Source organism: Streptomyces sp. 5K101 (assembly GCF_046506645.1).
In the GTDB taxonomy this organism is placed as follows: Bacteria; Actinomycetota; Actinomycetes; order Streptomycetales; family Streptomycetaceae; genus Streptomyces.
Window position 1 is genome coordinate 143,870 of sequence record NZ_JBKFFO010000003.1, and the last position, 26,663, is coordinate 170,532.

General features: G+C 73.0%; 23 protein-coding genes and 1 pseudogene. 8 read left to right on the top strand and 16 right to left on the bottom strand.

All coding sequences use genetic code 11. The features are described 5' to 3' along the window. Nucleotides 1-17 precede the first annotated feature (17 nt). The 5 genes from ACLB9X_RS06425 to ACLB9X_RS06445 form a co-directional block, all read right to left on the bottom strand. Entirely contained in the window at nt 18-2,147 is a 2,130-nt protein-coding gene (locus ACLB9X_RS06425; RefSeq protein WP_410359261.1) for a 3-hydroxyacyl-CoA dehydrogenase NAD-binding domain-containing protein, read from the bottom strand. Further along, nucleotides 2,144-3,370, bottom strand: coding sequence for a thiolase family protein (locus ACLB9X_RS06430; RefSeq protein WP_410359262.1), 1,227 nt, complete (start codon nt 3,368-3,370; stop codon nt 2,144-2,146). The genes ACLB9X_RS06425 and ACLB9X_RS06430 overlap by 4 nt, the downstream gene beginning before the upstream one ends. A 937-nt stretch (nt 3,371-4,307) precedes the next feature. After that, nucleotides 4,308-5,594 (bottom strand): HRDC domain-containing protein, encoded by a 1,287-nt coding sequence (locus ACLB9X_RS06435; RefSeq protein WP_410359263.1) that lies wholly within the window; start codon nt 5,592-5,594, stop codon nt 4,308-4,310. Nucleotides 5,595-5,673: 79 nt separating this feature from the next. Beyond that, nucleotides 5,674-6,336 carry a response regulator transcription factor gene (locus ACLB9X_RS06440; protein WP_177151815.1) on the bottom strand — a complete coding sequence of 221 codons (663 nt, stop codon included), beginning with the start codon at nt 6,334-6,336 and terminating at the stop codon, nt 5,674-5,676. Between the two features lie 264 nt (nt 6,337-6,600). Continuing rightward, nucleotides 6,601-7,272: a DUF3000 domain-containing protein gene (locus ACLB9X_RS06445; protein WP_410359264.1), complete on the bottom strand. Its 672-nt coding sequence runs from the start codon at nt 7,270-7,272 to the stop codon at nt 6,601-6,603. 113 nt (nt 7,273-7,385) lie between these two features. Between ACLB9X_RS06445 and hemE the strand changes: the two genes are divergently transcribed. After that, a complete protein-coding gene (gene hemE, locus ACLB9X_RS06450; protein ID WP_410359586.1) occupies nt 7,386-8,468 on the top strand; it encodes a uroporphyrinogen decarboxylase in 1,083 nt (360 codons plus the stop codon). A 61-nt stretch (nt 8,469-8,529) separates the two neighbouring features. Here hemE and ACLB9X_RS06455 read toward each other — a convergent pair whose 3' ends face one another. Both ACLB9X_RS06455 and ACLB9X_RS06460 read right to left on the bottom strand, forming a co-directional pair. Beyond that, a complete protein-coding gene (locus tag ACLB9X_RS06455) occupies nt 8,530-9,906 on the bottom strand; it encodes an FAD-dependent oxidoreductase (RefSeq protein WP_410359265.1) in 1,377 nt (458 codons plus the stop codon). 28 nt (nt 9,907-9,934) lie between these two features. Continuing rightward, complete coding sequence (locus tag ACLB9X_RS06460) at nt 9,935-10,870, bottom strand: DUF4349 domain-containing protein (RefSeq protein ID WP_410359266.1); 936 nt, start codon at nt 10,868-10,870, stop codon at nt 9,935-9,937. A gap of 141 nt (nt 10,871-11,011) precedes the next feature. Here ACLB9X_RS06460 and hemG point away from each other — a divergent pair, with 141 nt between their 5' ends. Further along, complete coding sequence (hemG, locus tag ACLB9X_RS06465) at nt 11,012-12,439, top strand: protoporphyrinogen oxidase (protein ID WP_410359267.1); 1,428 nt, start codon at nt 11,012-11,014, stop codon at nt 12,437-12,439. 4 nt (nt 12,440-12,443) lie between these two features. Beyond that, nucleotides 12,444-13,157, top strand: a complete 714-nt coding sequence (gene hemQ, locus ACLB9X_RS06470) for a hydrogen peroxide-dependent heme synthase (RefSeq protein ID WP_410359268.1) — start codon at nt 12,444-12,446, stop codon at nt 13,155-13,157. Between the two features lie 177 nt (nt 13,158-13,334). Here the strand turns inward: hemQ and ACLB9X_RS06475 are convergent, their stop codons facing one another. The 6 genes from ACLB9X_RS06475 to ACLB9X_RS06500 form a co-directional block, all read right to left on the bottom strand. After that, nucleotides 13,335-14,954 (bottom strand): alpha/beta hydrolase, encoded by a 1,620-nt coding sequence (locus ACLB9X_RS06475; RefSeq protein WP_410359269.1) that lies wholly within the window; start codon nt 14,952-14,954, stop codon nt 13,335-13,337. Between the two features lie 112 nt (nt 14,955-15,066). Further along, nucleotides 15,067-15,882 (bottom strand): TIGR04222 domain-containing membrane protein, encoded by an 816-nt coding sequence (locus tag ACLB9X_RS06480; RefSeq protein WP_410359270.1) that lies wholly within the window; start codon nt 15,880-15,882, stop codon nt 15,067-15,069. A gap of 74 nt (nt 15,883-15,956) precedes the next feature. Further along, complete coding sequence (locus ACLB9X_RS06485) at nt 15,957-16,952, bottom strand: TIGR04222 domain-containing membrane protein (RefSeq protein WP_410359271.1); 996 nt, start codon at nt 16,950-16,952, stop codon at nt 15,957-15,959. A 5-nt stretch (nt 16,953-16,957) separates the two neighbouring features. Next, a complete protein-coding gene (locus ACLB9X_RS06490; RefSeq protein ID WP_410359272.1) occupies nt 16,958-18,352 on the bottom strand; it encodes a DUF692 domain-containing protein in 1,395 nt (464 codons plus the stop codon). Between the two features lie 126 nt (nt 18,353-18,478). Then, nucleotides 18,479-19,252 (bottom strand): DUF4142 domain-containing protein, encoded by a 774-nt coding sequence (locus ACLB9X_RS06495; RefSeq protein WP_410359273.1) that lies wholly within the window; start codon nt 19,250-19,252, stop codon nt 18,479-18,481. Nucleotides 19,253-19,403: 151 nt separating this feature from the next. Next, nucleotides 19,404-20,171, bottom strand: coding sequence for an aminoacyl-tRNA hydrolase (locus ACLB9X_RS06500; protein WP_410359274.1), 768 nt, complete (start codon nt 20,169-20,171; stop codon nt 19,404-19,406). Between the two features lie 48 nt (nt 20,172-20,219). On the opposite strand from ACLB9X_RS06500, the gene ACLB9X_RS06505 reads away from it, so the two are divergent. Next, the gene (locus tag ACLB9X_RS06505) at nt 20,220-20,897 is read left to right on the top strand and encodes an AIM24 family protein (protein WP_410359275.1); all 678 of its coding nucleotides are present in this window, start codon (nt 20,220-20,222) and stop codon (nt 20,895-20,897) included. Between the two features lie 313 nt (nt 20,898-21,210). Continuing rightward, complete coding sequence (locus ACLB9X_RS06510) at nt 21,211-21,414, top strand: hypothetical protein (protein WP_410359276.1); 204 nt, start codon at nt 21,211-21,213, stop codon at nt 21,412-21,414. Nucleotides 21,415-21,433: 19 nt separating this feature from the next. On the opposite strand, the gene ACLB9X_RS06515 is transcribed toward ACLB9X_RS06510, so the two are convergent. Beyond that, entirely contained in the window at nt 21,434-22,363 is a 930-nt protein-coding gene (locus ACLB9X_RS06515) for a polysaccharide deacetylase family protein (RefSeq protein WP_410359587.1), read from the bottom strand. 144 nt (nt 22,364-22,507) lie between these two features. Here ACLB9X_RS06515 and ACLB9X_RS06520 point away from each other — a divergent pair, with 144 nt between their 5' ends. Both ACLB9X_RS06520 and ACLB9X_RS06525 read left to right on the top strand, forming a co-directional pair. After that, nucleotides 22,508-23,032 (top strand): cupin domain-containing protein, encoded by a 525-nt coding sequence (locus tag ACLB9X_RS06520; RefSeq protein ID WP_410359277.1) that lies wholly within the window; start codon nt 22,508-22,510, stop codon nt 23,030-23,032. A 142-nt stretch (nt 23,033-23,174) separates the two neighbouring features. After that, entirely contained in the window at nt 23,175-24,452 is a 1,278-nt protein-coding gene (locus ACLB9X_RS06525) for a S1 family peptidase (protein WP_410359278.1), read from the top strand. Between the two features lie 85 nt (nt 24,453-24,537). On the opposite strand, the gene ACLB9X_RS06530 is transcribed toward ACLB9X_RS06525, so the two are convergent. After that, nucleotides 24,538-25,071, bottom strand: coding sequence for a MarR family winged helix-turn-helix transcriptional regulator (locus ACLB9X_RS06530; RefSeq protein ID WP_410359279.1), 534 nt, complete (start codon nt 25,069-25,071; stop codon nt 24,538-24,540). Between the two features lie 123 nt (nt 25,072-25,194). On the opposite strand from ACLB9X_RS06530, the pseudogene ACLB9X_RS06535 reads away from it, so the two are divergent. Then, nucleotides 25,195-25,606 (top strand): annotated as a pseudogene (locus ACLB9X_RS06535) (organic hydroperoxide resistance protein). A gap of 24 nt (nt 25,607-25,630) precedes the next feature. On the opposite strand, the gene ACLB9X_RS06540 reads toward ACLB9X_RS06535, so the two are convergent. After that, nucleotides 25,631-26,521 (bottom strand): PPK2 family polyphosphate kinase, encoded by an 891-nt coding sequence (locus ACLB9X_RS06540; protein ID WP_410359280.1) that lies wholly within the window; start codon nt 26,519-26,521, stop codon nt 25,631-25,633. Nucleotides 26,522-26,663: the final 142 nt, after the last annotated feature.

Sequence of the window (26,663 nt, forward strand, 5' to 3'; positions counted from 1 at the left end):
CGTCTGACGGTGACCCCTTACGCGGGGACGCTGGCCACGCCCGGCGCCAGGAACCGCTTGCCGTTCACGCGCTCCGAGACGCCCTCACGGTCCAGGTACGGCGTGATGCCGCCCAGGTGGAAGGGCCAGCCGGCACCCGTGATCAGGCACAGGTCGATGTCCTGCGCCTCGGCCACGACGCCCTCGTCGAGCATGAGCCCGATCTCCTGGGCGACGGCGTCCAGCACCCGGGCGCGCACCTGCTCCTCCGTCAGGACGGTGTCGCCCTGCTGGAGCAGAGCGGCGACCTCGGGGTCGAGCTCCGGCTTGCCGCTGTCGTACACGTAGAAGCCGCGCTTACCGGCCTCGACGACCGCCTTGAGGTTCGGGGAGACCTTGAAGCGGTCCGGGAAGGCCCGGTTGAGGGTCTCCGAGACGTGCAGACCGATCGCGGGGCCGACCAGCTCCAGCAGGACCAGCGGCGACATCGGCAGACCGAGCGGCTCGACGGCCTTCTCCGCCGTGGCGACCGGGGTGCCCTCGTCGATGACGTTCTGGATCTCGCCCATGAAGCGGGTCAGGATGCGGTTCACGACGAACGCCGGGGCGTCCTTGGTGAGGACCGCGGTCTTCTTCAGCTTCTTCGCGACACCGAACGCGGTCGCGAGCGACGCGTCGTCCGTCTTCTCACCGCGGACGATCTCCAGCAGCGGCAGGACCGCGACCGGGTTGAAGAAGTGGAAGCCGACCACGCGCTCCGGGTGCTTGAGCTTGGAGGCCATCTCGCTGACCGACAGCGAGGAGGTGTTCGTGGCGAGGATCGCGTGTGCCGGGGCGACCGCCTCGACCTCGGCGAACACCTTCTGCTTGACGGACATCTCCTCGAATACGGCCTCGATGACGAAGTCCGCGTCCGCGAAGCCCTCGGCCTTGTCGAGCACGCCGGTCACCAGGGCCTTGAGGCGGTTGGCCTTGTCCTGGTTGATGCGGCCCTTGCCGAGCAGCTTCTCGATCTCGGCGTGGACGTAGCCCACGCCCTTGTCGACGCGCTCCTGGTCGATGTCGGTCAGCACGACCGGCACCTCCAGGCGGCGCAGGAACAGCAGCGCCAGCTGAGAGGCCATCAGACCGGCGCCGACGACGCCGACCTTGGTGACCGGGCGGGCCAGGCTCTTGTCGGGTGCGCCGGCCGGGCGCTTGCCGCGCTTCTGGACCAGATTGAAGGCGTAGATGCCGGAGCGCAGTTCGCCGCCCATGATGAGGTCCGCGAGGGCGGTGTCCTCGGCGTCGAAGCCCTTCTGCAGGTCGTCGTCCTTGGCGGCCTCGATGATGTCGAGGGCGCGGTAGGCGGCGGGCGCGGCGCCGTGCACCTTGGAGTCCGCGATGAAGCGGCCGCGGGCGACGGCCTGGTCCCAGGCCTCGCCGCGGTCGACGTCGGCGCGCTCGACCGAGAGCTCACCGGTGAGGACCTTGGCGGTCCACAGCAGGGACTGCTCCAGGAAGTCGGCGCCCTCGAAGATCGCGTCCGCGATGCCGAGCTCGAAGACCTGCGCACCCTTGAGCTGCTTGTTCTGGTTGAGCGAGTTCTCGATGATCACCGAGACCGCGCGGTCCGCGCCGATCAGGTTCGGCAGGATCGTGCAGCCGCCCCAGCCCGGGACGAGACCGAGGAAGACCTCGGGCAGCGAGAAGGCCGGGATCGCCTTGGAGACGGTGCGGTAGGTGCAGTGCAGACCGACCTCGACGCCGCCGCCCATGGCCGCGCCGTTGTAGTACGCGAAGGTCGGCACGGCCAGGCCCGCGAGGCGCTTGAAGACGTCGTGGCCGCCCTTGCCGATGGCGAGGGCGTCCGAGTGCTGCTTGAGCAGCTCGACACCCTTGAGGTCGGCGCCGACGGCGAAGATGAACGGCTTGCCGGTGATGCCGGCGCCGACGATCGCGCCCTCGGCGGCCTCCTTCTCGACCTGGTCGAGGGCGGCGTTGAGGTTCGCCAGCGACTGGGGGCCGAAGGTGGTCGGCTTGGTGTGGTCCAGGCCGTTGTCCAGCGTGATGAGCGCGAAGCGCCCGGCGCCGTACGGCAGGTCGAGGTGGCGGACGTGCGCGGACGTCACGACCTCGTCGGGGAACAGCTCGGCCGCACCCTTCAACAGCTCAGCGGTGGTGCTCACTTGTTGCCTCCGGCGTCCTTGTGGTGCGGGTTCTCCCAGATCACCGTGGCGCCCATGCCGAAGCCGACGCACATGGTGGTGAGGCCGTAACGGACCTCCGGCTGCTCCTCGAACTGCCGCGCGAGCTGCGTCATCAGACGCACGCCGGAGGAGGCCAGCGGGTGGCCGAAGGCGATGGCGCCGCCGTACTGGTTGACGCGCGCGTCGTCGTCCGCGATGCCGTAGTGGTCGAGGAAGGCCAGGACCTGGACGGCGAACGCCTCGTTGATCTCGAAGAGGTTGATGTCCTCGATCGTGAGGCCCGCCTTGGCGAGGGCCTTCTCGGTCGCCGGGATGGGACCGTAGCCCATGACCTCCGGCTCGACGCCGGCGAAGGCGTACGAGACGAGGCGCATCTTGACCGGGAGGTTGTTCTCGCGGGCGAAGTCCTCGGAGGCGATGATCGACGCGGTGGCGCCGTCGTTGAGGCCCGCGGCGTTGCCGGCGGTGACGCGGCCGTGGACGCGGAACGGCGTCTTCAGACCGGCCAGGCTCTCCAGGGTCGTCCCCGGGCGCATCGGCTCGTCGGCGGTGACCAGGCCCCAGCCGGTCTCGCCGGCCTCCGGGTTGGTGCGGCGGACCGAGATCGGCACGAGGTCCTGCTGGATCTTGCCGTCGGCGTACGCCTTGGCGGCCTTCTCCTGCGAACGCACGGCGTACTCGTCGGCGCGCTGCTTGGTGATGTGCGGGTAGCGGTCGTGCAGGTTCTCCGCGGTCATGCCCATGAAGAGGGCCGACTCGTCGACGAGCTTCTCGCTGACGAAGCGCGGGTTCGGGTCGACGCCCTCGCCCATGGGGTGACGCCCCATGTGCTCGACACCGCCGGCGATGACGGCGTCGTACGCGCCGAAGGCGATGGAACCGGCGACGCTCGTCACGGCGGTGAGGGCACCGGCGCACATGCGGTCGATGGAGTAGCCCGGCACGGACTGCGGCAGCCCGGCGAGGATGCCGGCGGTGCGGCCGAGGGTCAGGCCCTGGTCACCGATCTGCGTGGTCGCGGCGATGGCGACCTCGTCGATCTGCTTCGGGTCGAGGGCCGGGTTGCGCCGCAGCAGCTCCCGGATGGCCTTCACGACGAGATCGTCGGCGCGGGTCTCGTGGTAGATGCCCTTCGGGCCCGCCTTGCCGAACGGGGTGCGGACGCCGTCGACGAAGACGACGTCCCTGACGGTACGAGGCACGATGGCTCTCCTCCAGGGTGCGGGGTTGCACTGCTGCGGCGCACACGCCTGAGCGTGCGCTTGCTTCCCCCATGCTACTTGCGGGTAACCAGGCTGCCCAGTCCCCCGGCGGCGGGGCGGTGAAGGTCACACGTCAGGGTGCGTATGCGCGGGCCGCGTGGACGGGACGGGGCGGCGTCGCCGCGCGTCGAGCGCTCGTTCCTGGCCGCCGGATGCGCCCGCCGCCCTCGGCGCGCTGGCCCTGGCCGGCTGCGCCGGGCGGCCTGCCACTGCCGCGCGCACAGCCACGCGCCCCTGCCCAGGCACCGAGCGGGCGGCCCGCACCGGACGAACGGGATGTCGACCACCGGTGCACGGCATGGCGTACCGTCGGCGCACTCCCGCGGAGCCGACTGGGAGAGCGGCTGCCGAACGCGGTGGTGTTGCGGCACCGGGCGGGCCGTGCAGCCCGCCCGGCACGGGGGTGTGGGCCGCTCCGCGCCGGTGCGGTCATCAGCCGGGCCGGACGGCGCGGCCGGGGCGGGCCGACCGGTTCCAGCGGCGTGCGCCGTTCGGTGCGGCGCGCCGGGGCTTGCCGCCGCCCTTGGCCGCGTCGGCGGCCGGTCCCGAACCGGCGCAGCCGGCCAGAGCCAGCGGCGCCTCCGTCGGCGGCCGACCCGGCCATCAGCCGGACCGGGACGGCGCACTTGGGCGGGCCGACCGGCGTCGGTGCGGTCTTCAGCCGGACCGGGACGGCGCGGCCCGGGCGGGCCGACCGGTTCCAGCGCCACGCGCGCCCGCCACGCGCGCCCGCCACGCGCGCCCGCCACGCGCGCCGCTCGGCGCGGCGCGCGGCCGCTCCGCGCCGGTGCGGTCTTCAGCAAGACCTGGATGGCGCGGCCGGGGCCGGCCGACCGGCGCGCGCGGCGCGCCCTCCGGCGCTTGACCCGGCCCGGCGTTACGCCGGGGGCGTCAGGAGCGCGGTCGACAGGAGAGGGGACACCAGGTCGATCTGCCACTGCCTCGCGCCCAGCGAGCGCAGCATCTCCGCCACCGACTCCGGAGTGACCGGCGACGGCGGTTCCCAGCAGGCCCTGCGGACCGTGTCCGGGGAGATCAGGTTCTCCTGGGGCACGTTCAGTTCCTCGGCCAGCGCCGATACCGCCGCGCGCGCGGCCGACAGGCGGGCCGCCGCCGCGGGGTCCTTGTCGGCCCAGGCGCGCGGCGGCGGCGGGCCCGTCACCTGCTGGCCCGGCTGCGGAAGCTCGGAGTCGGCCAGGGCCTTGGCCCGGTCGACGGCCGCCTGCCACTGCTCCAGCTGACGCCGGCCCATCCGGTGCCCGAAACCGGGCAGCGCCGTCAGGGCGTGCACGTTCGCCGGCAGTGCGAGGGCCGCCTCCACGATCGCCGCGTCGCCGAGCACCTTGCCGGGCGACACGTCACGCCTCTGCGCGACCTTGTCGCGGGCCGTCCACAGCTCCCGTACGACCGCCATCTGACGGCGTCGGCGCACCTTGTGCATGCCCGACGTCCGCCGCCACGGGTCCTTCCGCGGGGGCGCCGGCGGGGCCGAGGCGATCGCGGCGAACTCCTGGAGCGCCCACTCCAGCTTCCCCTGGCGCTCCAGCTCCTTCTCCAGCGCGTCGCGCAGGTCGACCAGCAGCTCCACGTCGAGCGCCGCGTAGCGCAGCCACGGCTCGGGCAGCGGGCGGGTGGACCAGTCGACCGCCGAGTGGCCCTTCTCCAACGCGAAGCCGAGGACGCCCTCCACCATGGCGCCGAGCCCGACGCGCGGGAAGCCCGCGAGACGGCCGGCCAGCTCGGTGTCGAACAGCCGCGTCGGCACCATGCCTATTTCGCGCAGGCAGGGCAGGTCCTGGGCGGCGGCGTGCAGGATCCATTCGGCGTCGGCGAGGGCCTCGCCCAGCCCGGACAGATCGGGACAGCCCACCGGGTCGACGAGCGCGGTGCCCGCGCCTTCGCGGCGCAGTTGCACGAGGTAGGCCCGCTGGCCGTAGCGGTAGCCGGAGGCCCGTTCCGCGTCGACAGCCACGGGGCCGGTGCCGGCGGCGAAGGCCGCGATCACCTCGGCGAGCGCGTCCTCGTCGGCGACCACGGGCGGGATGCCGTCACGGGGCTCCAGCAGGGGGATCGGCAGCCCGTCGGCGGGTACGCCGTCGTCCGGAGGAGCGCCCCCGGTGGTTCGCAGTGATGTCTGCGCTGCGGTCTCTTGGGCGTCGGTCACGTGTCAAGGGTATCTGTGAACGGAACGCGCCCGCCGACGGAACGTTCCGTCGACGGGCGCGGAAGAGGTGTCAAGTCGTTCAGTGGATGATGCCGGTCCGCAGGGCCACCGCCACCATGCCGGCCCTGTCACCCGTGCCCAGCTTGCGCGCGATACGGGCAAGGTGGCTCTTGACGGTCAGTGCGGACAGCCCCATCGAGACGCCGATCGCCTTGTTCGACTGGCCCTCCGCCACCAGACGCAACACCTCGACCTCGCGGCCGGACAGCTCGCGGTAGCCGCCCGGGTGGCTCGGGGCACCCGGGGGGCGGCGGTGCATACGGCCGGCCGCGGAGCCGATGGGGGCGGCGCCGGGCCGGGCGGGGTGTCCGATATTGGTACGCGTACCGGTGACGACGTAGCCCTTGACGCCTCCGGCGAGGGCGTTGCGCACGGCGCCGATGTCGTCGGCGGCGGACAGCGCGAGGCCGTTCGGCCAGCCCGCGGCGCGCGTCTCGGACAGGAGGGTCAGCCCGGAACCGTCGGGCAGGTGGACGTCGGCAACGCAGATGTCGCGGGGGTTGCCGACGCGGGGACGGGCCTCCGCGATGGACGACGCCTCGATCACGTCACGGACCCCGAGTGCCCACAGGTGGCGGGTGACGGTGGAACGAACGCGCGGGTCGGCCACGACGACCATGGCCGTCGGCTTGTTGGGGCGGTAGGCGACCAGGCTTGCGGGCTGCTCGAGAAGAACGGACACCAGGCCTCCTGGAAAGGTGCGGGACGGAGCCGGCTCGGGGATGAAGCCGGGGCGAACCGTGCAGTTAGGTCATTGACCTCTTCGGCATCAAACCCGCCCGCCTTTAGAGAATGATCACGATTTGGTGAGCATTTATCGGGGCAATTCGGACAGGCGATCGATCATCCTACTAGCGGGCAGGGGCTACTTCGTCCGCCCCTGTACCGGGCAGGACAGGGGTGGCATGGCCCGTGTCAGTGTCCCGGGGCCGAGTCGCCGCGCTGCTCAGGGCTGCTGCGGTCCGCGCCGCTGCGGAAGGCTCACCACACCCGTCGTGCCGTCCGCCGCTCCGGACGGCGACGGGGGCAGTCCGGCGACCTGGCACAGGAGATCGCACCAGGCCACGAGGTGTGCGGCGGTGTCCGGGACGCCCCCCGCGCCCTCCCGCGGAGTCCACGACGCACGGATTTCGATCTGGGTCGCGGGACGGCGGTCGGCGAGTCCACCGAAATAGTGAGAACCCGCGCGGGTGACGGTGCCGCTCGGTTCCCCGTACGCCAGCCCGCGGGCCTCCAGCGCACCCGTCAGCCAGGACCAGCAGACCTCCGGCAGCAGCGGGTCGGCGGCCATCTCCGGCTCCAGCTCCGCCCGCACCAGCGTGACAAGGCGGAACGTGCCGTGCCATGCCTCGTGGCCCGCGGGCTCGTGGAGCAGGACCAGCCGGCCGTCCGCGAGATCGTCCTCGCCGTCGACGACCGCGGCTTCCAGGGCGTAGGCGTGCGGGGCGAGCTTCTGCGGCGGCCGGGTCGGGTCGATCTCGATCTCCGCCCGCAGCCGGGCGGACCGCAGGGCCTCGACCGCTTGGCGGAACGCACGCGGCACCCCGCCCTGGTCCGTGCCTTCCGACGCTTCGACGCCGTTGGAATGATCGGAAAAATGTCCCTGAGCCGCAGCCATGCGGGGAAGAGTAGGCGGAACGAGGCCGTCGCGCAGGGAGAGACACCCGGCCCGGGGCGGCCACTTCTTCCTCACGTGCGAAGATTCTGGGCGTGAGCGCCAACGACCTTCCCCTGTCTCGAGGCTCAGCCCGGGCCGGGGACACCCCATCCACGGGCCGGCAGACGAAGACGTACGACTCCGCGTTCCTGAAGGCGTGCAGGCGCGAACCCGTGCCGCACACGCCGGTCTGGTTCATGCGGCAGGCCGGGCGCTCGCTTCCCGAGTACCTGAAGGTGCGCGAGGGCATCCCGATGCTCGAGTCGTGCATGCGGCCCGACCTCGTCACCGAGATCACGCTGCAGCCGGTGCGGCGGCACAAGGTCGACGCGGCGATCTTCTTCAGCGACATCGTGGTGCCGCTGAAGGCCATCGGTGTCGACCTGGACATCAAGCCCGGCGTCGGCCCGGTCGTCGCCGAGCCGATCCGCACGCGCGCCGATCTGGCCCGGCTGCGCGACCTGACGCCCGACGACGTCGCGTACGTCACCGAGGCGATCGGCATGCTCACCGAGGAGCTCGGCGCGACCCCGCTGATCGGCTTCGCGGGCGCGCCGTTCACCCTCGCCAGCTATCTGGTGGAGGGCGGGCCCTCCCGCAACCACGAGCACACCAAGGCCCTGATGTACGGCGACCCGCAGCTGTGGGTCGACCTGCTGGACCGGCTCGCGGACATCACCTCCGCCTTCCTGAAGGTCCAGATCGAGGCCGGGGCGTCCGCCGTGCAGCTCTTCGACTCCTGGGTGGGCGCGCTGGCCCCCGCGGACTACCGGCGCTCGGTCATGTCGGCGTCGGCGAAGGTCTTCGCGTCCGTGGCGTCGTACGGCGTCCCGCGCATCCACTTCGGTGTGGGCACCGGGGAGCTGCTGGGGCTGATGGGCGAGGCGGGCGCGGACGTGGTCGGCGTCGACTGGCGCGTCCCCCTCGACGAGGCCGCCCGCCGGGTGGGTCCGGGCAAGGCGCTGCAGGGCAACCTGGACCCGGCCGTGCTGTTCTCCTCTCCCGAGGCGGTGCGCACGAAGACCCGTGAGGTCCTGGAGGCGGCCGCGGGTCTGGAGGGGCACGTGTTCAACCTCGGGCACGGGGTGCTTCCGACGACCGACCCCGACGTGCTGACGCGTCTGGTGGCCGACGTCCACGAGACCACCGCGCGCTGACCGTGCCCGGACACGGTGCTCGCCGCGGGGCCGGCCGGCCCCGCGGCGAGCACCGTCCTCTCTATCCCTGCGCCCGCACCGCCGCCGTCGCCTTGCGCGCGGCCACCAGGACCGGGTCCCACACCGGCGAGAACGGCGGTGCGTACCCCAGGTCCAGCGCCGTCATCTGCTCCACCGTCATCCCCGCGGTCAGCGCCACCGCCGCGATGTCCACGCGCTTCGCCGCGCCCTCGCGGCCCACGATCTGTACGCCGAGCAGCCGGCCGGTGCGGCGTTCCGCGAGCATCTTGACCGTCATCGGCGCCGCTCCCGGGTAGTAGCCCGCGCGGCTCGTCGACTCGATCGTCGAGGTCACGTACTGCAGGCCCACCTCCTGCGCGTCCTTCTCCCGCAGCCCCGTGCGGGCGATCTCCAGCTCGCAGACCTTGCTCACGGCAGTGCCCACCACGCCGGGGAAGGTGCCGTAGCCGCCGCCCGCGTTCGCGCCGATGACCTGGCCGTGCTTGTTGGCATGGGTGCCCAGGGGGACATGGCGCTCGCGGCCCGAGACCAGGTCCAGCACCTCGACGCAGTCCCCGCCCGCCCAGATGTTCTCGTGACCGCGCACCCGCATCGACAGGTCCGTGAGCAGACCGCCGTACCGGCCCAGCGGGAGGCCCGCGGCACGGGCGAGGGCCGTCTCCGGCTCGACTCCTATGCCCAGGACCACCACGTCCGCCGGGTACTCGGCGTCGTCGGTCGCCACCGCACGGACCCGGCCGTCCTCACCCGCGAGGATCTTGGTGACGGCCGAATCCGTCACCGTGGTGATGCCCAGCCCGTCCATCGCCCGGTGCACCAGGGCACCCATGTCGGAGTCCAGCGTCGCCATGGGCTGCCGGCCGCGCGTCACCACGGTCACCTCGTAGCCGTGCTTGAGCAGCGCCTCCGCCATCTCCACACCGATGTACCCGGCGCCCACGACCACCGCGCGCCGGCCATCGGTGCGGTCGAGCGTGTCCAGCAGCGCCTGCCCGTCGTCGAGCGTCTGCACCCCGTGCACGCCGGCCGCGTCGATGCCGGGCAGCGGGGGCCGGACCGGGCGGGCGCCGGTCGCAACGACCAGCTTGTCGTAGCCCGTCCACGCCTCCTCGCCCGTCTCCAGGCCGCGGGCGCGCACCCGGCCGCCCGCCGGGTCGATCTCCGTCACCTCGGTGCGCATGCGCAGATCGATGTCACGGGCGCGGTGCTCCTGCGGCGAGCGGGCGATCAGTTCGTCCCGCTCGGCCACGTCGCCGCTCACCCAGTACGGGATGCCGCACGCCGAGAACGAGCTGAAGTGGCCGCGCTCGAACGCGACGATCTCCAGCTCGTCCGGGCCCTTCATCCTGCGTGCCTGCGATGCGGCGGACATGCCCGCCGCATCGCCCCCCACGACCACCAGTCGCTCCGTTGTCATGAGGAACACGCTACGGCGCAGGGTCCGTTCAGTCCTGTGCCCCGGAAGGAGATGTCACCTCCGCCGCGGTCACCGAAGGGCGCGTCCGCACCCGCAGCCGGGGCCGCACCAGCCACCGCCACACCGCGTACAGCAGGCCCAGCAGCGCGGCGAACGGCGCCACTGCGCCGATCGCCACCGCGATCCACCTGAGCGTCGCCACCAGCGCGTCCCAGCCCCCGCCGAGCGCGTCCAGGAAACCGGGGTCGTCCTCCTTCACCTCCGGCGTCTCGGCCTCGGTCAGCGTCAGCGTGATCGTCGCCAGCGTCGTCCGGTCCTTCAGCGAGGCCTGCCGCGCCAGCAGCGACTCCAGCTCCGCCTGACGGCTGCTCAGCTGCCCCTCCAGGGTGACCACGTCGGACAGTTCCGTCGCCCGCTCCATCAGCTCCCGGACCCTGGCCACACTGGCCCGCTGCGTCGCGATACGGCTCTCCACGTCCACCACCTGGTCGGTGACGTCCTTCGCGTCGGCCTTGCGGGAGAGCAGCTTCCCGGCACCCGCGAGTTCCGTGAGGACCGGACCGTACTGCTCCTGTGGGACGCGCAGGACGACATGCGAGGTCACATGGGTGTCGTCGACGCGCTCGGTGGTCTCGTTCTCGACCCGGCCGCCCGCCCGCTCCGCCACCGCGCGCGCGTTCGCGAGCGCCTTTCCCGCGTCCTTCACCTCCACGCCGAGTTCGGCGGTGCGGATGATGTGCGTCGCGGCCGGCGGCGCCGAGGGCTTCGACGCCTCGTCCCTCGCCGCCCCCTCGGCGGGCCGCTCGGCGGACTCGTCCGCCGTGTAGCCGGATCCGGCGGCCCCCTTGCCGGCGTCCAGCGCGGCCGGCTTGGCGTCGCCGGACGTCGAGTCGTTCGCGCCGCAGCCGACGAGGCCGAGCGACGCGGCGAGCAACAGGACCGCGAGCGTTCGTCGTGCATCCATGAGACCCCCCAGGGTTGGAATGGTGAGCGGTTGCCGGTTCGACGGCTCACCCCTGGTGGCGGGTTGCCCGGATCGGGTCCCGAACCGGTCACGGTCCGGACTCGTTACGGGAGTCGTGCGGGCGTTTGAGAGAGTTGCCTCATGAACGTGGACACAGCGGCGCGTCATGTCGTCGTCATCGGGGGCGGTATCGCCGGTCTGGCCGCCGCCCACCGCCTGGTCGCCGCCGGCGTGCGCGTCACCCTCGTCGAAACCACCGACCGCCTCGGCGGCAAGCTCCAGGGCGGCGAGATCGCGGGCGTCCCGGTGGACCTCGGCGCCGAATCGATGCTCGCGCGCCGCAGCGAGGGCACCGACCTGGCGCGCGCGGTCGGCCTCGGGGACCGGCTCCAGCCGCCCGCTGTCGCGACCTCCGCCGTGTGGACCCGCGGCGCGCTGCGTCCCATGCCCAAGGGCCATGTCATGGGCGTGCCCGGCACGCAGGAGGCCCTCGCCGGACTGATCTCCCCCGAGGGGATCGACCGCATCGGACGCGAGAGGGACCTGCCGCCCGTCGAGGTCGGTGACGACGTCGCCGTCGGCGCGTACGTCGCCGAGCGCATCGGCCGCGAGGTCGTCGACCGGCTCGTCGAACCGCTGCTCGGCGGGGTGTACGCGGGCGACGCCTACCGCATCTCGATGCGCGCCGCGGTCCCCGGCCTCTTCGACGCCCTGCACCGCCACGCCACGCTGCTCGACGGCGTACGCGAGGTCCAGGCCAGGGGAGCGGCGCAGCAGGGCGCCGGGCCCGTCTTCATGGGACTCGACGGCGGCATGGGCACGCTGCCCGCGGCCGTCGCCGCGTCCGTACGCGAGGGCGGCGGCGACATCCGCACCTCCACCGCCGTGCTCGGGCTGACCCGCACCGGCACCGGCTGGCACATCCGCACCGACCGCGAGCCGCTGACCGCCGACGCCGTCGTCCTCGCCACCCCCGCCTGGTCCGCGTCCGCGCTGCTGGCCGCCGAATCCCCGGCCGCGGCGGCGGAACTCGGCCGCGTCGAGTACGCCTCCATGGCCCTGGTCACCCTCGCCTTCCGGCGCGCCGACCTCGGCTCGCCACCACCCGGCAGCGGCTTCCTCGTCCCGCCCGTGGACGGCCGGGCGATCAAGGCGTCCACCTTCTCCTCCAACAAGTGGAGCTGGGTGGCCGAGGGCGGGGGAGACCTGTTCGTCCTGCGCACCTCCGTCGGCCGTTACGGGGAGGAGCAGGCACTGGAGCGCGAGGACTCCGAGCTGGTCGACGTGTCCCTGACCGACCTCGCCGAGGCGATCGGTCTCACGGCCGCGCCGGTGGCCTCGGAGGTCACCCGCTGGACCGGCGGTCTGCCCCAGTACCCCGTCGGGCACCTCGCCCGTGTCGCCCGCATCCGCGACGAGGTCGCCAAGCTGCCCGGCCTGCGGGTCTGCGGAGCGGTCTACGACGGCGTCGGCATCCCCGCCTGCATCGGCAGCGGACAGCGCGCGGCGGACGAGATTCTCGCCACGCCGACCCTGGCGCGGGGCACCGAACCGGACGCGGGACAATAGCCGTATGAGTGCGCCCGAAAAGATCCCGAACGCAGGCAAGAAGGCCAAGGACCTCAACGAGGTCATCCGGTACACGCTGTGGTCCGTCTTCAAGCTGCGCGACGTGCTGCCCGAGGACCGGACCGGCTTCGCCGACGAGGTCCAGGAGCTGTTCGACCAGCTCGCCGCCAAGGACGTCACCGTGCGCGGCACCTACGACGTCTCCGGGCTGCGCGCCGACGCCGACGTGATGATCTGGTGGCACGCGGAGACCGCGGACGAGCTCCAGGACGCGTACAACCGCTTCCGGCGCACGCGTCTGGGCCGCGCACTCGAGCCGGTCTGGTCGAACATGGCGCTGCACCGCCCCGCCGAGTTCAACAAGTCGCACATCCCGGCCTTCCTGGCCGACGAGACGCCCCGCAACTACGTCTCGGTGTACCCCTTCGTGCGCTCCTACGACTGGTACCTGCTCCCCGACGAGGACCGCCGCCGGATGCTCGCCGACCACGGCAAGATGGCCCGCGGCTACCCGGACGTGCGCGCCAACACGGTCGCGTCGTTCTCGCTCGGCGACTACGAGTGGATCCTCGCCTTCGAGGCGGACGAGCTGTACCGGATCGTCGACCTGATGCGCCACCTGCGCGCGTCCGAGGCCCGCATGCACGTGCGCGAGGAGGTCCCCTTCTTCACGGGCCGCCGCAAGAGCGTGGCGGACCTGGTGGCGGGGCTCGCGTAGTCCCGCACGATCCCGACGGCGAGGTTTCGCCGCGTCCCACGCGGAAACCCAGCCGTCCGCGACCGGGCCCACGGCCCGGTCGCCCCGGCCGAGCCCGTGGAAACCGGCCACCGGCGGGACCGTCAACGGCCCCTGCCCTGGTCGGCCACGGACCCGGCGGCACCACGACCCGGAAGATCAGACGGCGTGCCGCAGCCTCCGCTGCTCCGCTTGCCGGTCCAGCGACACCGGGTCCGGCTCCGGGTGCGGCGCGCACGATGCGCGCCGCACCGGCGTCTTCCCGTGCAGCAGGTAGTCCTCCAGGTGCGTGTTGACGCACCGGTTGCTCCCGCCGCCGATGCCGTGCGTGCCCGCGTCATCCTCCGTGATCAGCACCGAGCCGCGCAGCCGCCGGTGCAGCTCCAGCGCGCCCTCGTAGGGCGTCGCCGCGTCCCGCTCCGCCGCCAGGATCAGTGTCGTGGGCAGCGCGCCCCGCTTCGTGCCCACGTCCACCGGCTGCTGCCGGGGCGCCGGCCAGAACGCGCACGGCAGGTTCATCCACGCGTTGTCCCACGTCTCGAACGGCGCGATCCGGGCGAGCAGCGTGTTGTCGCGGTCCCAGGTCTCCCAGTCCTCGGGCCAGGGCGCGTCGTTGCACTCCACCGCCGTGTAGACGGCGTTGGCGTTCTCCGCCGCCTTCTCGGTGCCCGGCCGCGGGGCGGCCTGGGCGATCAGCGGCTTGGGGTCGCCGTTCAGGTACGCCGACAGCGCCTTCGCGCGCAGCGGCCAGTAGTCGTCGTGGTAGCCCACGCTCAGCAGTGCCGCGTGGAGCTGGCCCGGACCGACCTTCCCGCCCGCGGGCTTCTCCGCCAGCGCGGTGCGCACCCGTTCGTAGCTGCCGGCGACCTCCTGTGGGGTGGCGCCCAGTTTGTACGTGGCGTCGTGCTTGGCCACCCACGCACGGAAGTCGGCCCAGCGGCTCTCGAACGCCGCCGACTGAGCGAGGTTGTTGCGGTACCAGATCCTTCCCGGGTCCGGGTTGACCGCCGAGTCGAACACCATGCGGCGCACATGGCCGGGGAACAGGGTGGCGTACAGCGCGCCGAAGTACGTGCCGTACGACGCGCCCATGAACGTGAGCTTCTTCTCGCCGAGCGCCGCGCGCAGCACTTCGAGGTCGCGCGCGTTGTTGAGCGACGTGTAATGGCGCAGCGCCGCACCGGCCTTGCGCGCACACCCCCGCGCGTACGCCTTCGCCTGCGCGATCCGCTCCTGCTTGTACGCGGGGGAGGGGTGTGTCGGGGCGGCCGTCGGTGCCTTCACGAAGTCGGCCGGGTCCTGGCAGGACAACGGCGCGGAGCGGTCCACGCCCCGGGGCGCGTAGCCCACGATGTCGTACGCCCCCGCGATCTTCTTCCACTCGGGCAGCTCGGCGGCCATGGGGAAGTACATGCTGGACGCGCCGGGGCCGCCGGGGTTGTAGACGAGCGCGCCCTGCCGCTCGGCCGGCCGGCCGCTCGCCCGCACGCGGCTGACGGTCAGCGTGATCTGACGGCCCGAGGGCTTCGCGTAGTCCAGCGGGACCTCGACCGTGCCGCACGTGACCGGTTCGGCCAGGGCCTCCTCCTCCGGGCAGGCGCCGAAGGCGATGCCGGCGGCCGCGGCACGCTCGGCGGCCACCGCGGTCCCCTGGGCCTCGGCGGACGCGACAACGGCGCCGTCGGTCGGGTGGACGGCGCCGGCCGGAGGGACGGCGAGCGTCGTGAGGACCAAGGAACCGAGGCCCGCCACGGCCCCGAACTTCGCAACTGCTCTCATCGCGTTCCCTTCGTGCACGTAGGGGGCGGCCCGACAGCCGCGGGACGAATTCTTGAGCAGTTGACTGTGCAAAGCACCGATGTGCGTCGCGTGTCGGCAGCGGTGGCCGGAATCAGCGGATCCGGTCGGCTGTCCGGCCGTTCTCGAACGCCGCCCGCAGTTGCGCGTCGTCGAGTGCGCGGACCCCGTGGACGGCGACCCTGGTGAGCTGAGCCCGTTCACCGGCGCCGGATGCGGCGTGCTCGGCGGCCCGTTCGGCGAGGGCGTCGAGCAGCCGGTTACCGGCGGGGGAGGCCCAGCCGAGGTAGGTGTACACCTCGAACCGGGCCAGGGCCAGACAGCCCAGTGTCATGACGAGCGGCAGCGCGAACCACGCCACGACCGGGCCCGGCCGTTGCCCCTGAGAGAGCGTCAGCACGGCCCCGGCGGCGAGCACCACGGTCAGGACGCTCGCCGCGCGGACGGCGCGGATCGCGGAGACGACGGGATTCCTGGCCGTGTCGGGGACGGCGAGCCCGGCGCGGACGAGCCGGTCGGCGAGGGAGCGTACGGCATCGGCAGCGGACACGGCCGTCCGTACCGCCGCCGTGCGGGCCTGGCCCGATGGACCGATCGCGCCGATGACCGAACGCTCCAGGTCGTTCTCGCCGTCGGGGTCCACGACCGTCGCCCAGCCCGTGTGCGCCAGCAGGAGCCGGCGGCCGTGGTGCATCGACACGAGCGTCAGGTCGGTGACGCGCTCCGGACCGCCGGCCAGGAACGCGGCCTCGGGGAGCGTGAGCTCGTACGCGGTGCGCACCTCGTCGCGCCAGGCCTCCTCGGCTTCCTCGTCCAGGTGGCGGGGTGCGTCGGCCGCGGCCAGGCACAGCCGCAGACAGCTGACCGTCGCGACGGCCCAGGCCAGGAAGACGAGGATGAGCCAGAGCATGGGCGAGTTCTACGCGAGGAGTGGGGCTTGCGCCACCGGCTGTTCGCCATGTGGACGTGCGCCGGTGACGCGTGTCAGGAGCTGCTGGACGATCCGCAGCTCGAACCGGAGGAACTGCCGCAGCTGGAGCCGGAGGAACTCCCACAGCCGGAACCGGACGATCCGCCGCAGCTCGAACCGCCGCCGGATCCGCCGCTGCCGGCCCCGCAGCCCGAGCCGGAGCCCGGACTCGCGCACCACAGGGGCTCGGAACAGGCGGCGGAGTCGGGCCCGCCGTCCGCGTACGCGGTGTGCGACACGGTGGAGCGCGAGCCGCTGCCGAGCCGGGCCGCACCGGTCAACTGGGCCCGCAGCTGTGAATCCGGGAGCGCCCGCACCCCGCGGAGGGCGACGAACGCGACGACGCCCGGAGCGGCGTGGGCGTGCGCGGCGCTGTAGGCGCGCAGGGCCCGGCGGCCCTCGGGGGAGACGCGACGGCCCGCACGGTTGGCCTGGTTGAAGCCGATCACCATGCCCGTCACCAGGGCGGGCAGCGCCGTCAGGAAGAACGGCAGGCCGACCGGCTTGTGACCGGAGCCCATGAACTGCACGACGGTCGCGAAGAACGACAGGGGCAGTCCGATGAGGCAGAGGACGCCCTGGGTCACGCCCCAGGCCGAGTGGCCGCGGTGCTGCCGGGGAGGCGTCATGAGCCCCCGCGCGGCAAGGGCGTGGCCGATCTCCTGCACGGCCGGGCTGCGCATGACGTCCTGCCGCAGGACGGGGAGCGCGCCGCCGGGAGCGGCGGCCAGTGAGCTGAACACCTGGCGTTCCACGGGGTCGTGGGCGACCTGGCGCACTGCCGTGACCACGCCCGGGCCGCCGATGACGACCCGGCCGTCCGTGTGCAGCGCGGCGAGCGCCGCATCGGCGACACGGGCCGGGCCGCCGGCGAGGAACGCGGCCTCGTACGGGGCGTGGATGCGTGCGTCGCAGTGCGAGGCTCCGCGGAGGGCGGCGGAGACCTTGACGACGAGCAGCGTGGAGGAGAGTCCGACGGCGAGGTAGAGGGCGAGGGTGAGAGGGACCACGGGGCTCACCTTCCGATCCCGGCGAGGGCGGTGCGCGCGGCGCGAACGAACCGTACGGTCCGCCGCGGGGGCTCGGGCGCGGCGCGCTCCTGCCACCAGAGCGTGAGCCGCCGCCGGACGGCGGCGTCCTCGGGGCGGCCCGTCGCGAGGAGGTGCCCGACGAAGTCGAGCGCGTCCCGCCGGTAACCGGCCTGCAGGGGACGGTTCCTGGCGTAGGAGAGGAACGCGGGGCGGTAGGCGTCGCCGAGGAGCCGGGGCAGCTCGGGCGCGACCTTGCCGACGACGTCGGCGCGCTTGGCCGCGAGGGCCCTGCTCTGTACGCGCAGCCGGCGCGGGTCGAACCCCTCGGGAACGGGGGCCCCCGCGACGAGCGCGGCCACCAACGCGGCCTGCGCGATCCCCACCCGCTCCCGCACGGCACCGTCGGTCGCGGCCCGCATGGCCGGGGTGGCACGTACGGGCGCGACGGGTGCGGGCCTGGCCTGCTCGGGCACGCCACCATCGGGCATGGTCTGCTCGGGCACGCCACCTGCACCGGCCCGCCCGAGCGCGGCGGCCCGTCCCGGCGCGGCCGGTCCGGGGGTCGCGCGGAGCGTCTCGCGGATCCGGGACAGTTCGGACGACAGGGCCTCCGGCGGAGGGAAGTCGTCGTCCCGTTCCAGCAGGACCCCCGGCGGGCACACCCTCGCGCGGAGGTCCGCGAGCACGTCGAGGACCGGCTGCGTCACGGGGTGCGCGTGGGTGTCGTGCCAGACGCCGTCCCGTTCGACGCCGCCCGCCACATGGACGTACGCGATCGCCTCCACCGGTAGCGCGTCCAGCGCCGCCGACGGGTCCTCGCCCCGGTTCACATGGTTCGTGTGCAGGTTCGCGACGTCGATCAGGAGCCGGACGCCCGTCCGCTCGACCAGCTCCGCCAGGAACTGGCCCTCCGTGAGCTCCTCGTCCGGCCACGCGACCAGCGCCGCGATGTTCTCCAGCGCGAGCGGCACCGGCAGGGAGTCCTGGGCGATGCGCACGTTCTCGCACAGCACGGACAGCGCGTCCCACGTGCGCGGCACCGGCAGCAGGTGGCCCGCCTCCAGCACCGGGGACGCGGTGAGCGCGCCCCCGGCCCGTACGAACGCGATGTGCTCGGTCACCAGCGGCGCGCCCAGCGCCTCGGCCCGCTCCGCCAGGTCGGCGAGGCGGGCCGCCGACGGCCGGTCGGCGCCCCCGAGGCCGAGCGAGACGCCGTGCGGGACGATGCGCGTGCCGCGCTCCCGCAGCCGGGTCAGCGACGCCGGCAGGTGCCCGGGGCAGACGTTCTCCGCGACGACCTCGACCCAGTCCACGCCGGGCAGGCGCTCCACCGTCTCCGCGATCTCCTGCCGCCAGCCGATTCCGATGCCGAGTTCCATGAAGTCCCCCTCCTCTGCCCGACAAGCCTCTTCCCGAGCTGATGTGCAGAGGTCATGGCCCCGTCAGGCACCGGTGAATCCGCAGAGGGGGACGTTCAGAGCTACATCTGAGGTTCCGCCGGGTCCTCACCCGGCCGGCGGCACCTCGGGACGGTTCGTGTTCACCGTGCCCGGCGCCCCGGGCGACGGCTGAGACGTGACGGTCACGTCGCCGGTCGGCTCGGCGGGCGCCGGCGCCGGCGGCAGGTTCCCGTCCGGGGCCGGCGGACCGCTCGGGCTCGCGGTCGCCTGGCCCGCCGCCTCGTTCGCGATCGCGTCGAAATCGACCATCCCGGTCGCCTCCAGCATGGTGATGTGGTCGAGCACCGTCTGGTTGGCGTCGCTCGCGAGCTGGCGTATCAGCGTGTTGCGGGTCGTGTGCCGGACCTCCGCTATGGCCGCGAAGACCTTGCCGTGCGCGTTGCGCAGCAGGTTGGCGAACTTGCGCTCGTACTCCTGCCCGCTCGCCGCCGACAGTTCCTGCAGCCAGCCCTGCTGCTGCTCCGTGGGCTGGTTGGGCAGTTCGACACCCAGCTTCGCCGCCACGTCCCGCGCCCGCCGGTCCAGGTCGGTGTGGCCGACGATGAGGTGGTCGCCCGCCTCCTTGATCGCCTGGCTCGGCGCCCGTTCGATGGCCTGCTGGCCCGCGGGCAGTTCCCACAGGCCGGCCAGCCGCACCTTCACCAGCAGGTCGCGGTCGGCGGCCGAGAGCGGGCCCCACTGTGTCGCGACGGTCGAGGCGTTGAGGTTCGCCTGCCCCGTACCCGAGCGGTCGGCGTAGGACCAGACGGGAAACGCCAGCGCGCCGACCGTGACGACGAGAGCCGCGATGATGAGTGCTGTCCCGTTGATGCGCCGCAACAATGTGCCTCCAGAGCCGATGCGTGACACGGCAGGCGAAACCGCCCCCCAACTGACTGGCCGGTCAGTCACCCGGCCGTTCCGCCGGTCGAACTTAGCCGGTCAACCTACTTGGCGGTACCGGTGAATACGCATCCGGGGGCCGGGTTGTTCAGCCCCGCAGCGACGGATGATCGGCGATCACCGTGCACGAGCCCGGAGCGATCTCCGTGAACCCCGCGTCGCGCACCACGGGCAGTCCGGCGGCAGTGAGCGTCCGCCAGTGTGCCGGATCGGCGGTGCGCACCGACAGGCGGTACCCGGCCGTCCGCCACGCCTTGCGGTCCGTCTCGGAGAGCTCCCACCAGGCGAGTTGGGCACCGTGGCCCGCCTGGGCCATCGCCTTGCCCGCCGACATCTCCACGTCCGGGCTCAGCCACAGCACCGGACCGTCGAGGTCGGGGGCGGCGGGCGGCGCGGAATCGTCGAGATCGGTGCCGGACACCTGCAGCTTGGCGAGTTCCTTCGGCCAGCCGTCGAGCGGGACGGGCGGGAAGACCCGTACCTCCGCCCGCTCGCCGGTCACCGTGATGCCCGGCAGCGTGCAGGCGCGGCGCCACTCCGCGCCGCGCGCCCGGCGCACGACCTTGCGGATACGCGCGTCCTGCCAGTCCCGCATCGCCCGGGCCCACTCGCCCTCGCCCACGGACCGCTCGTCGCCGAGGATCTCCAGGACGGCCCGGGCCGCGGTCTCCAGGGCGTCGGTGCGGGCGGGCGGTTCGGCCTTCTCGATCCGTACGACCAGCGGCAGGACGAACTGCGGCGCCGCGTCGCGCAGGCGGTTCTCGTGCCGGAAGGGACTGTCCGCGGGCCGGGTGGCCTCGGTGCCGGTGTTCTCGCTGCTCACCCGATCAGTGTGCCAGCCGCCGCGCCGGGGCATTCGGGGGGCAGTTGGCGGAACGGGTGGCTCCGGGCGACGATGCCTGCCATGAAGAGCGATCTGTTCAACAGCGACAACATGGCGCAGCAGGCGACGGTGCCGGGGATGACCCTGCAGAACGCCAAGTCGGTCAAGTACGCCGTCAACGGGGAGATGTACGCGCGCCAGGGCTCGATGATCGCCTTCCGCGGCAATCTCCAGTTCGAGCGCAAGGGCCAGGGCATCGGCGGCATGCTCAAGCGCGCCGTCACGGGCGAGGGTCTGCCGTTGATGGCGGTGCGCGGCCAGGGCGAGGCGTGGTTCGCGCACGAGGCGGCCAACTGCTTCATCGTGGACATCGAGCAGGGCGACGCGCTGACCATCAACGGCCGCAACGTGCTGTGCTTCGACGCGACCCTGTCCTACGAGATAAAGACGGTGAAGGGCGCCGGCATGACGGGCGGCGGCATCTTCAACAGCGTCTTCACCGGCTACGGGAAGCTCGGCGTCATCTGCGAGGGCAACCCGATCGTGATCCCCGTCAGCCACCAGCAACCGGTGTACGTGGACACCGACGCGGTCGTCGGCTGGAGCGCCCGCCTGAACACCTCGCTGCACCGCTCGCAGTCCATCGGTTCCATGATCCGCGGCGGTTCGGGCGAGGCGGTCCAGTTGAAGCTGGAGGGCGAGGGCTTCGTGATCGTCAGGCCCAGCGAGGCGACTCCGCACAAGGCGACGCAGGGCTGAGGCCGCAAGCAGGCGCCGCCGTGGCCTGTGCCGGGGTGGCCGTCGCCGACCACGGGGTCGCGGTCCCTGCTGCCCGCCGTGGCCGCCGGGCTGCTCGCGTGCGCGGTGAGCGTCCTCGTCGGCGCTGCGGTCGCCGCACGCGGTGAGGGGCCTGGTCACCGGCTCGCGGACCGGGACGGTCCACCTGCCGGTGCTCGCCCTGCCGGCCGCGATCACCTGCCTGCTGGGTGCTTGCGGGCGGGGCGGACGCGGGGGCCGCGTCCGCCCGGAACAGGGACCGCGGCGTCCCCGGCCGCGGACTACAGTCGTACGTATGGACGAGCACGAGCCGTACTGCGATACCCCGACCGACCCCGGCAACGCCGCCGGACCGGCCGCGGACGCGGCGCCCGACGAGGAGTTCGCCGAGTGCGTGCTGTGCCGCGAGCCGACCGAGTACCCCGCGTCCGTCAAGGGCGCTCCGCTGTGCCCCGTCTGCGAGTGGCGAGAGGCCGAGAAGTGGGCTTGCTCCGGCTGACCCGCGGCGGGCGGACGCCCTACGAGCGGCGCATCAGGTCCGAGACCTTCACGAACCGGTAGCCGCGGCGGCGGAGCTCAGGGACGATCCGGCGCACCGCCTCCTCGGTGACCGGCGCCGCGCTGCGCGTGCAGTGCATGACCACGACCGATCCCGGCCGCACCCCCCTGAGGACCTCCGCCACGACGGCGTCCGCATCGGTCGCGAAGGCGTCGCCGCTGACGACGTCCCACTGCACGGCTGTGACCTGGGTGGGCGCGATCGCGCGCAGCGCGTGGTCGTCGTAGCAGCCGCCGGGGAAGCGGAAGTACGGCACCGCATTGCGCACGCCGGCCTTCTCGAACGCCGTGAAGGCGCGTTCCACGTCCGCCCGCATGTCGTTCGCGGCGACGACCGGGAGCCCGTAGCAGTCCGCCGTGAAGGCGTGGTGGCTGTAGGAGTGGTTGGCGGTCTCGAAGAGCGGGTCCGTGCCGATGGCCTTCGCCTGCGCGGGGTACTCCTCGGCCCAGCGGCCGGTCATGAAGACGGTGGCGGGGATCTTCAGCGCGCGCAGCGCCGCGATGAGCCCGGGGTTGTCGAAGCGCTCGCCCTGTGCGGCGCGCGGCCCCTGATCGGCGGTCATGTCCGCGTCGAAGGTGAGCGCGACGGTCCTGGCGGCCGGCGCCGCGGCACGCCGGAAGAGGGGGGTGAGTCCGTGCGGCCCGGGAGCGAGGGTCGGCGCCTGCGGCAGCTGCCGCCCGCCCGGTCCGCGGGTGTTGCCCGGCTGCGGCGATACGGCGTCCAGCTTGGAGGCGGTGGGGGAGGTAGACGCCCCCAGCACGGCGGCGCGGGGATCGGCTCCCGACGTGGTGCCGGGATCGGCGCCGCATCCGACAAGTACGGCACCCAAGGCAGCGATTGCCGCACATCTTCGTGCAGAAGTGGTCACTGGCGGAAAATATACGATCATCAGCACGGTGAGCCGTCGGGAGGGCTCCTGCGTTCGGGTTGCCTCGCGCGGCAGAGCGTTCTGCCCTGTCCGTTGCACCCTGCAATGATGCCTCCGGTTCGATCCGCGGTCCGCCGCGCGGATCTCGCGTTCAGGAGGAATGGCATGACCCTGCCCCCCACGGCCGGTGTGCTCGCCACCATGGAGGACCTGCTCGCCGGGCCGGAAGGCCGGGGCGGCGCCCTGTGGCGACTGGAACAGGCCGCCCGACAGCTGGACGCCAACGTCGTCCGCGTCGTGCCCGGCGACAGCGTCCCGCGCCATGTCGAGCCCGACCTGGACGTCCTGCTGTGCGTGCTCGGGGGGAGCGGCGAACTCACCGTCGGCGACGAGACCCACTGGCTGGCACCCGGCTGCGTGGCCTGGCTGCCCCACGGCACCGCCCGCGCCCTGGCCGCCGGCCCGGACGGGCTCGTCTACGTGACGGCGCATCGCCGGCGGCCCGGCCTCTCCATCAAGCCGGCCGCCCCGGCCGCCTCCACCACCCCCGCCCACCCGGCCGCGGAGGGCGGGGAGGCCGCCTGCCTGCTCCACCGGATCTGCCCCGGCTGCGACCGTTCCGCCGAGGACATCGGCGCACGGTACTGCAGCCGCTGCGGCACCGAACTGCCCCAGGCCAACGCCTTCTGACGCCTCGTCGGCAGTGCGCAACGCGTTCTTCACGACGGGTGCCGATGAGCACAACGCCCGCCTCCTCCGTATCAAGGGTTCGGACGCGTCCCCCGGTTCCCTCCGGCAACCGGATTCCGTACCCCCCGCAGGAGGCAGCGAGTTGAGTCACAGGCGAATACCCAAGCGAAAGGCCGTGCTTGCAGGAGCCGGGGCGGTGGGCATCGCCGCGGCGGCCGTCCTGCTGCCGCAGGCCAACGCGTCGCAGTCGGATTCCGGCGCCGACGCGTCCCCCCGGGCGATGAGCGCCGCTTCCGCCCAGAACCTGCTGTCGCGGCTGGGCCCCGAACTGGGCGACGCGTACGCAGGCGCGTACTACGACGCGGGAAAGAAGCAGCTCGTCGTCAATGTCGTCGGTGCCGACGACGAGGCGACGGACCGGGTCACCGAGACCGGTGCCGTGGCCAGAAGCGTCGAGAACAGCATGGGCGAGCTGAGGTCCGCGGCGGGCACCCTGGCCGCGAAAGCCACCATTCCCGGCACCGCCTGGGCCGTCGACCCGAGGACCAACCAGATCCTGGTCACGGCCGACCGCACCGTTCGCGGCGAACGCTGGGACAGGCTGGAGGCGGCCGTCGGGTCGCTGGGCTCCGGCACGGCCCGTATCGAGAAGTCGGCGGGCGAGTTCAGGACCTTCCTGGAAGGCGGCGACGCCATCTTCGGTGGTGGAGCGCGCTGTTCCCTCGGCTTCAACGTGACCGCCCAGAACGGTGCGCCGGGCTTCCTCACGGCGGGGCACTGCGGTGTGGCCACCGCGCAGTGGTCCGAGAACCAGGGCGGCGCCCCGATCGGTACGGTCCAGGCCGCGACGTTCCCCGGCGAGGGCGACTTCGCGCTGGTCACGTACGACGACCCGGCGACGCAGGCGCCGAGCACGGTCGACCTCGGGAACGGCCAGACGCTGGACATCGTGGGCGTGGGCGACGCGGCGGTCGGCCAGCAGGTGTTCCGCATGGGAAGCACCACCGGCCTCGACGACGGCCAGGTCACGGGGTTGAACGCGACCGTGAACTACCCCGAGGGCACCGTCACCGGGCTGATCCAGACCGACGTCTGCGCGGAGCCGGGCGACAGCGGCGGCGCGATGTTCACCCGTGAAGGGCTCGCGGTCGGCCTGACATCGGGGGGCAGCGGAGACTGCACCTCGGGCGGCGAGACGTTCTTCCAGCCGGTGACGACGGCGCTGGCCGCGGTCGGCGCACAGATCGGCGCGGGCGCGGGCAACGGCAGCGGCGCCGGCAGCGGCGCGCAGGACGCCGCAGGCGCGCAGGACGCCGCAGGCGCGCAGGACGCCGGAGGCGCGAACGACGCGGGCGCGGTCAACGGCGTCGGCGACGGGCAGGACGGCGGCGACGACGGGTTTGCGCGTCGGCAGGGCTGACCACCACCCGACACAGGGGAGCGCACCCGATACAGGGGGGCGGCGGAGCTCCGGGCGGCCTTCCGGCCCCCGGAGCTCCGCCGTGTCAGTCCGTCTCCGGCCCGTCCGCCGCACAGTCCCCGCCCCCGGCGCCGCTCCCCGCCGTGTCCAGCGTGGCGGTCAGCTCGTCCAGGTCTGCGCGTAGCGCCCGCAGCCGGTCGAGCGACAGACCCGTGGCCGCCGCGATCCTGCGCGGCACGCCCCGCGCCCGGTCACGCAGCGCCTCGCCCTCGGCGGTGGGCCGCGCCGTCACCGAGCGCTCGTCCGCAACGCCGCGCCGGCGCTCCACGTACCCCGTCGCCTCCAGGCGCTTGAGCAGCGGGGACAGCGTGCCCGAGTCGAGGCGCAGATGCTCGCCGATCTGCTTGACGGGCAGTTCCCCGTGCTCCCAGAGGACCAGCATCACCAGGTACTGCGGGTAGGTGAGGCCCAGGTCCCTCAGGGCCGAGCGGTAGACGCCGTTGAACGCGCGCGCCGCCGCGTGCAGCGAGAAGCAGATCTGGCGGTCGAGGCGCAGGAAGTCCTCGTCAGCCACATCGCGCAGTGTCGTGTTCTCCGTGCGTTCGTCGCGTCCGTTCATGGCTCCAGCGTACCAGGCTGTGCGCGATTGAGTTGTGTACAACTTAATCGTGTGCTTTATTGGTGCCCGGCCCGCTCCACGGCGGACCTGCCACCGCACCACCGGACGAAGAGGGATGGACTCATGGACGCGCTCTACACCGCTGTCGCCACCGCCAACGGCCGCGAAGGCCGCGCCGTCAGCTCGGACGGCCAGATCGACCTGCCGCTCGCGTTCCCCGCGGCCCTCGGCGGCAACGGACAGGGCACCAACCCCGAGCAGCTGTTCGCCGGGCTACGCCGCCTGCTTCGCCAGCGCGATGGGCGCCATCGGCCGCCAGGAGAAGATCGACGTCAAGGACGCCTCGGTGACCGCGGAGGTCTCCATCGGCAAGGACACCGACGGCGGCTTCGGCCTCTCCGTGGTCATGCGCGTCGAGCTCCCCGACCACCTTCAGGGCGAAGCGGGCCGCGAGCTGCTGGAGAAGACGCACGCGTACTGCCCGTACTCCAAGGCGACCCGCGGCAACCTGCCGGTCGAGCTCGTCATCGAGTGACCACCGGTCCGCGAGGCGGCGGGGTCAGGCCCCGGCCAGCAGCCACTCGCGGCACTGCGCCGCGTCGAAACCGCCCGGGGGGAACCGCGGGTCCATGGCTTCGAGGTGTTCCAGCAGCAGCTTGCTGACCGCCCAGTTGCGGTACCACTTGTGGTCGGCCGGCACGACGCACCAGGGCGCCGCCTGCGTCGAGCACCGTTCCAGGGCGATCTCGTACGCCTCCTGGTAGGCGGGCCACAGAGCGCGTTCCTCAAGGTCGCCCGGATCGAACTTCCAGTGCTTGTCGGGGTTGTCGATCCGCTTCAGCAGGCGGCGGCGCTGCTCGTCGAAGCCGATGTGCAGGAAGACCTTGACCAGGGTGACGCCGTCCTCGGCGAGCTCGTTCTCGAAGCGGTTGATCTGCTCGTAGCGGCGGGTGAGCTGCTCGCGGGGGACGAGCTCGCGCACACGGGCGATCAGCACGTCCTCGTAGTGCGAGCGGTCGAAGATGCCGATCTCGCCGGGGTGCGGCAGCGCCCGGCTGATACGCCACAGGAAGGTCTGGCCGCGCTCTTCCGGGGTGGGCGCCTTGAACGCCTTGATGCGGCAGCCGACCGGGTTGAACAGACCCACGACGTGTTTGAGCGTGCCGCCCTTGCCGCTGGTGTCCATGCCCTGGAGCACCAGCAGCACGCGGCGTCGGTCGCCGGCCGTGGCCGCCGCGTACAGCCGTTCCTGGAGATCGGCGAGTCGCGGGCCCAACAGGGCGGTGGCCGCCTGGGCGGCCGCCTTGTCGGACGGCCCGCCCGGGGTGGCGGACGGGTCGTGGCGGGACAGGTCGACACGGTCGCCCGGCGGGATCCGCAGCAGCTCGCTCAGAGTGACGGGCTGCCGCGGCTCGTCCCCGTGTCGCTCCTTCGCCTCGCCCTTGCCCACCGCGTGCCCCTTCCGCGTCCGTGCGCCTCCCCCGATGGTGCGCCGCACGGCGCGCCGCCGCGAGCCCGCCGCCCCCCGGGCGCGGGGCGGGCACGCCCGCGGTGAGCGGGGAACCCCCTGGAACCGACGGCCGCCGCCGCGA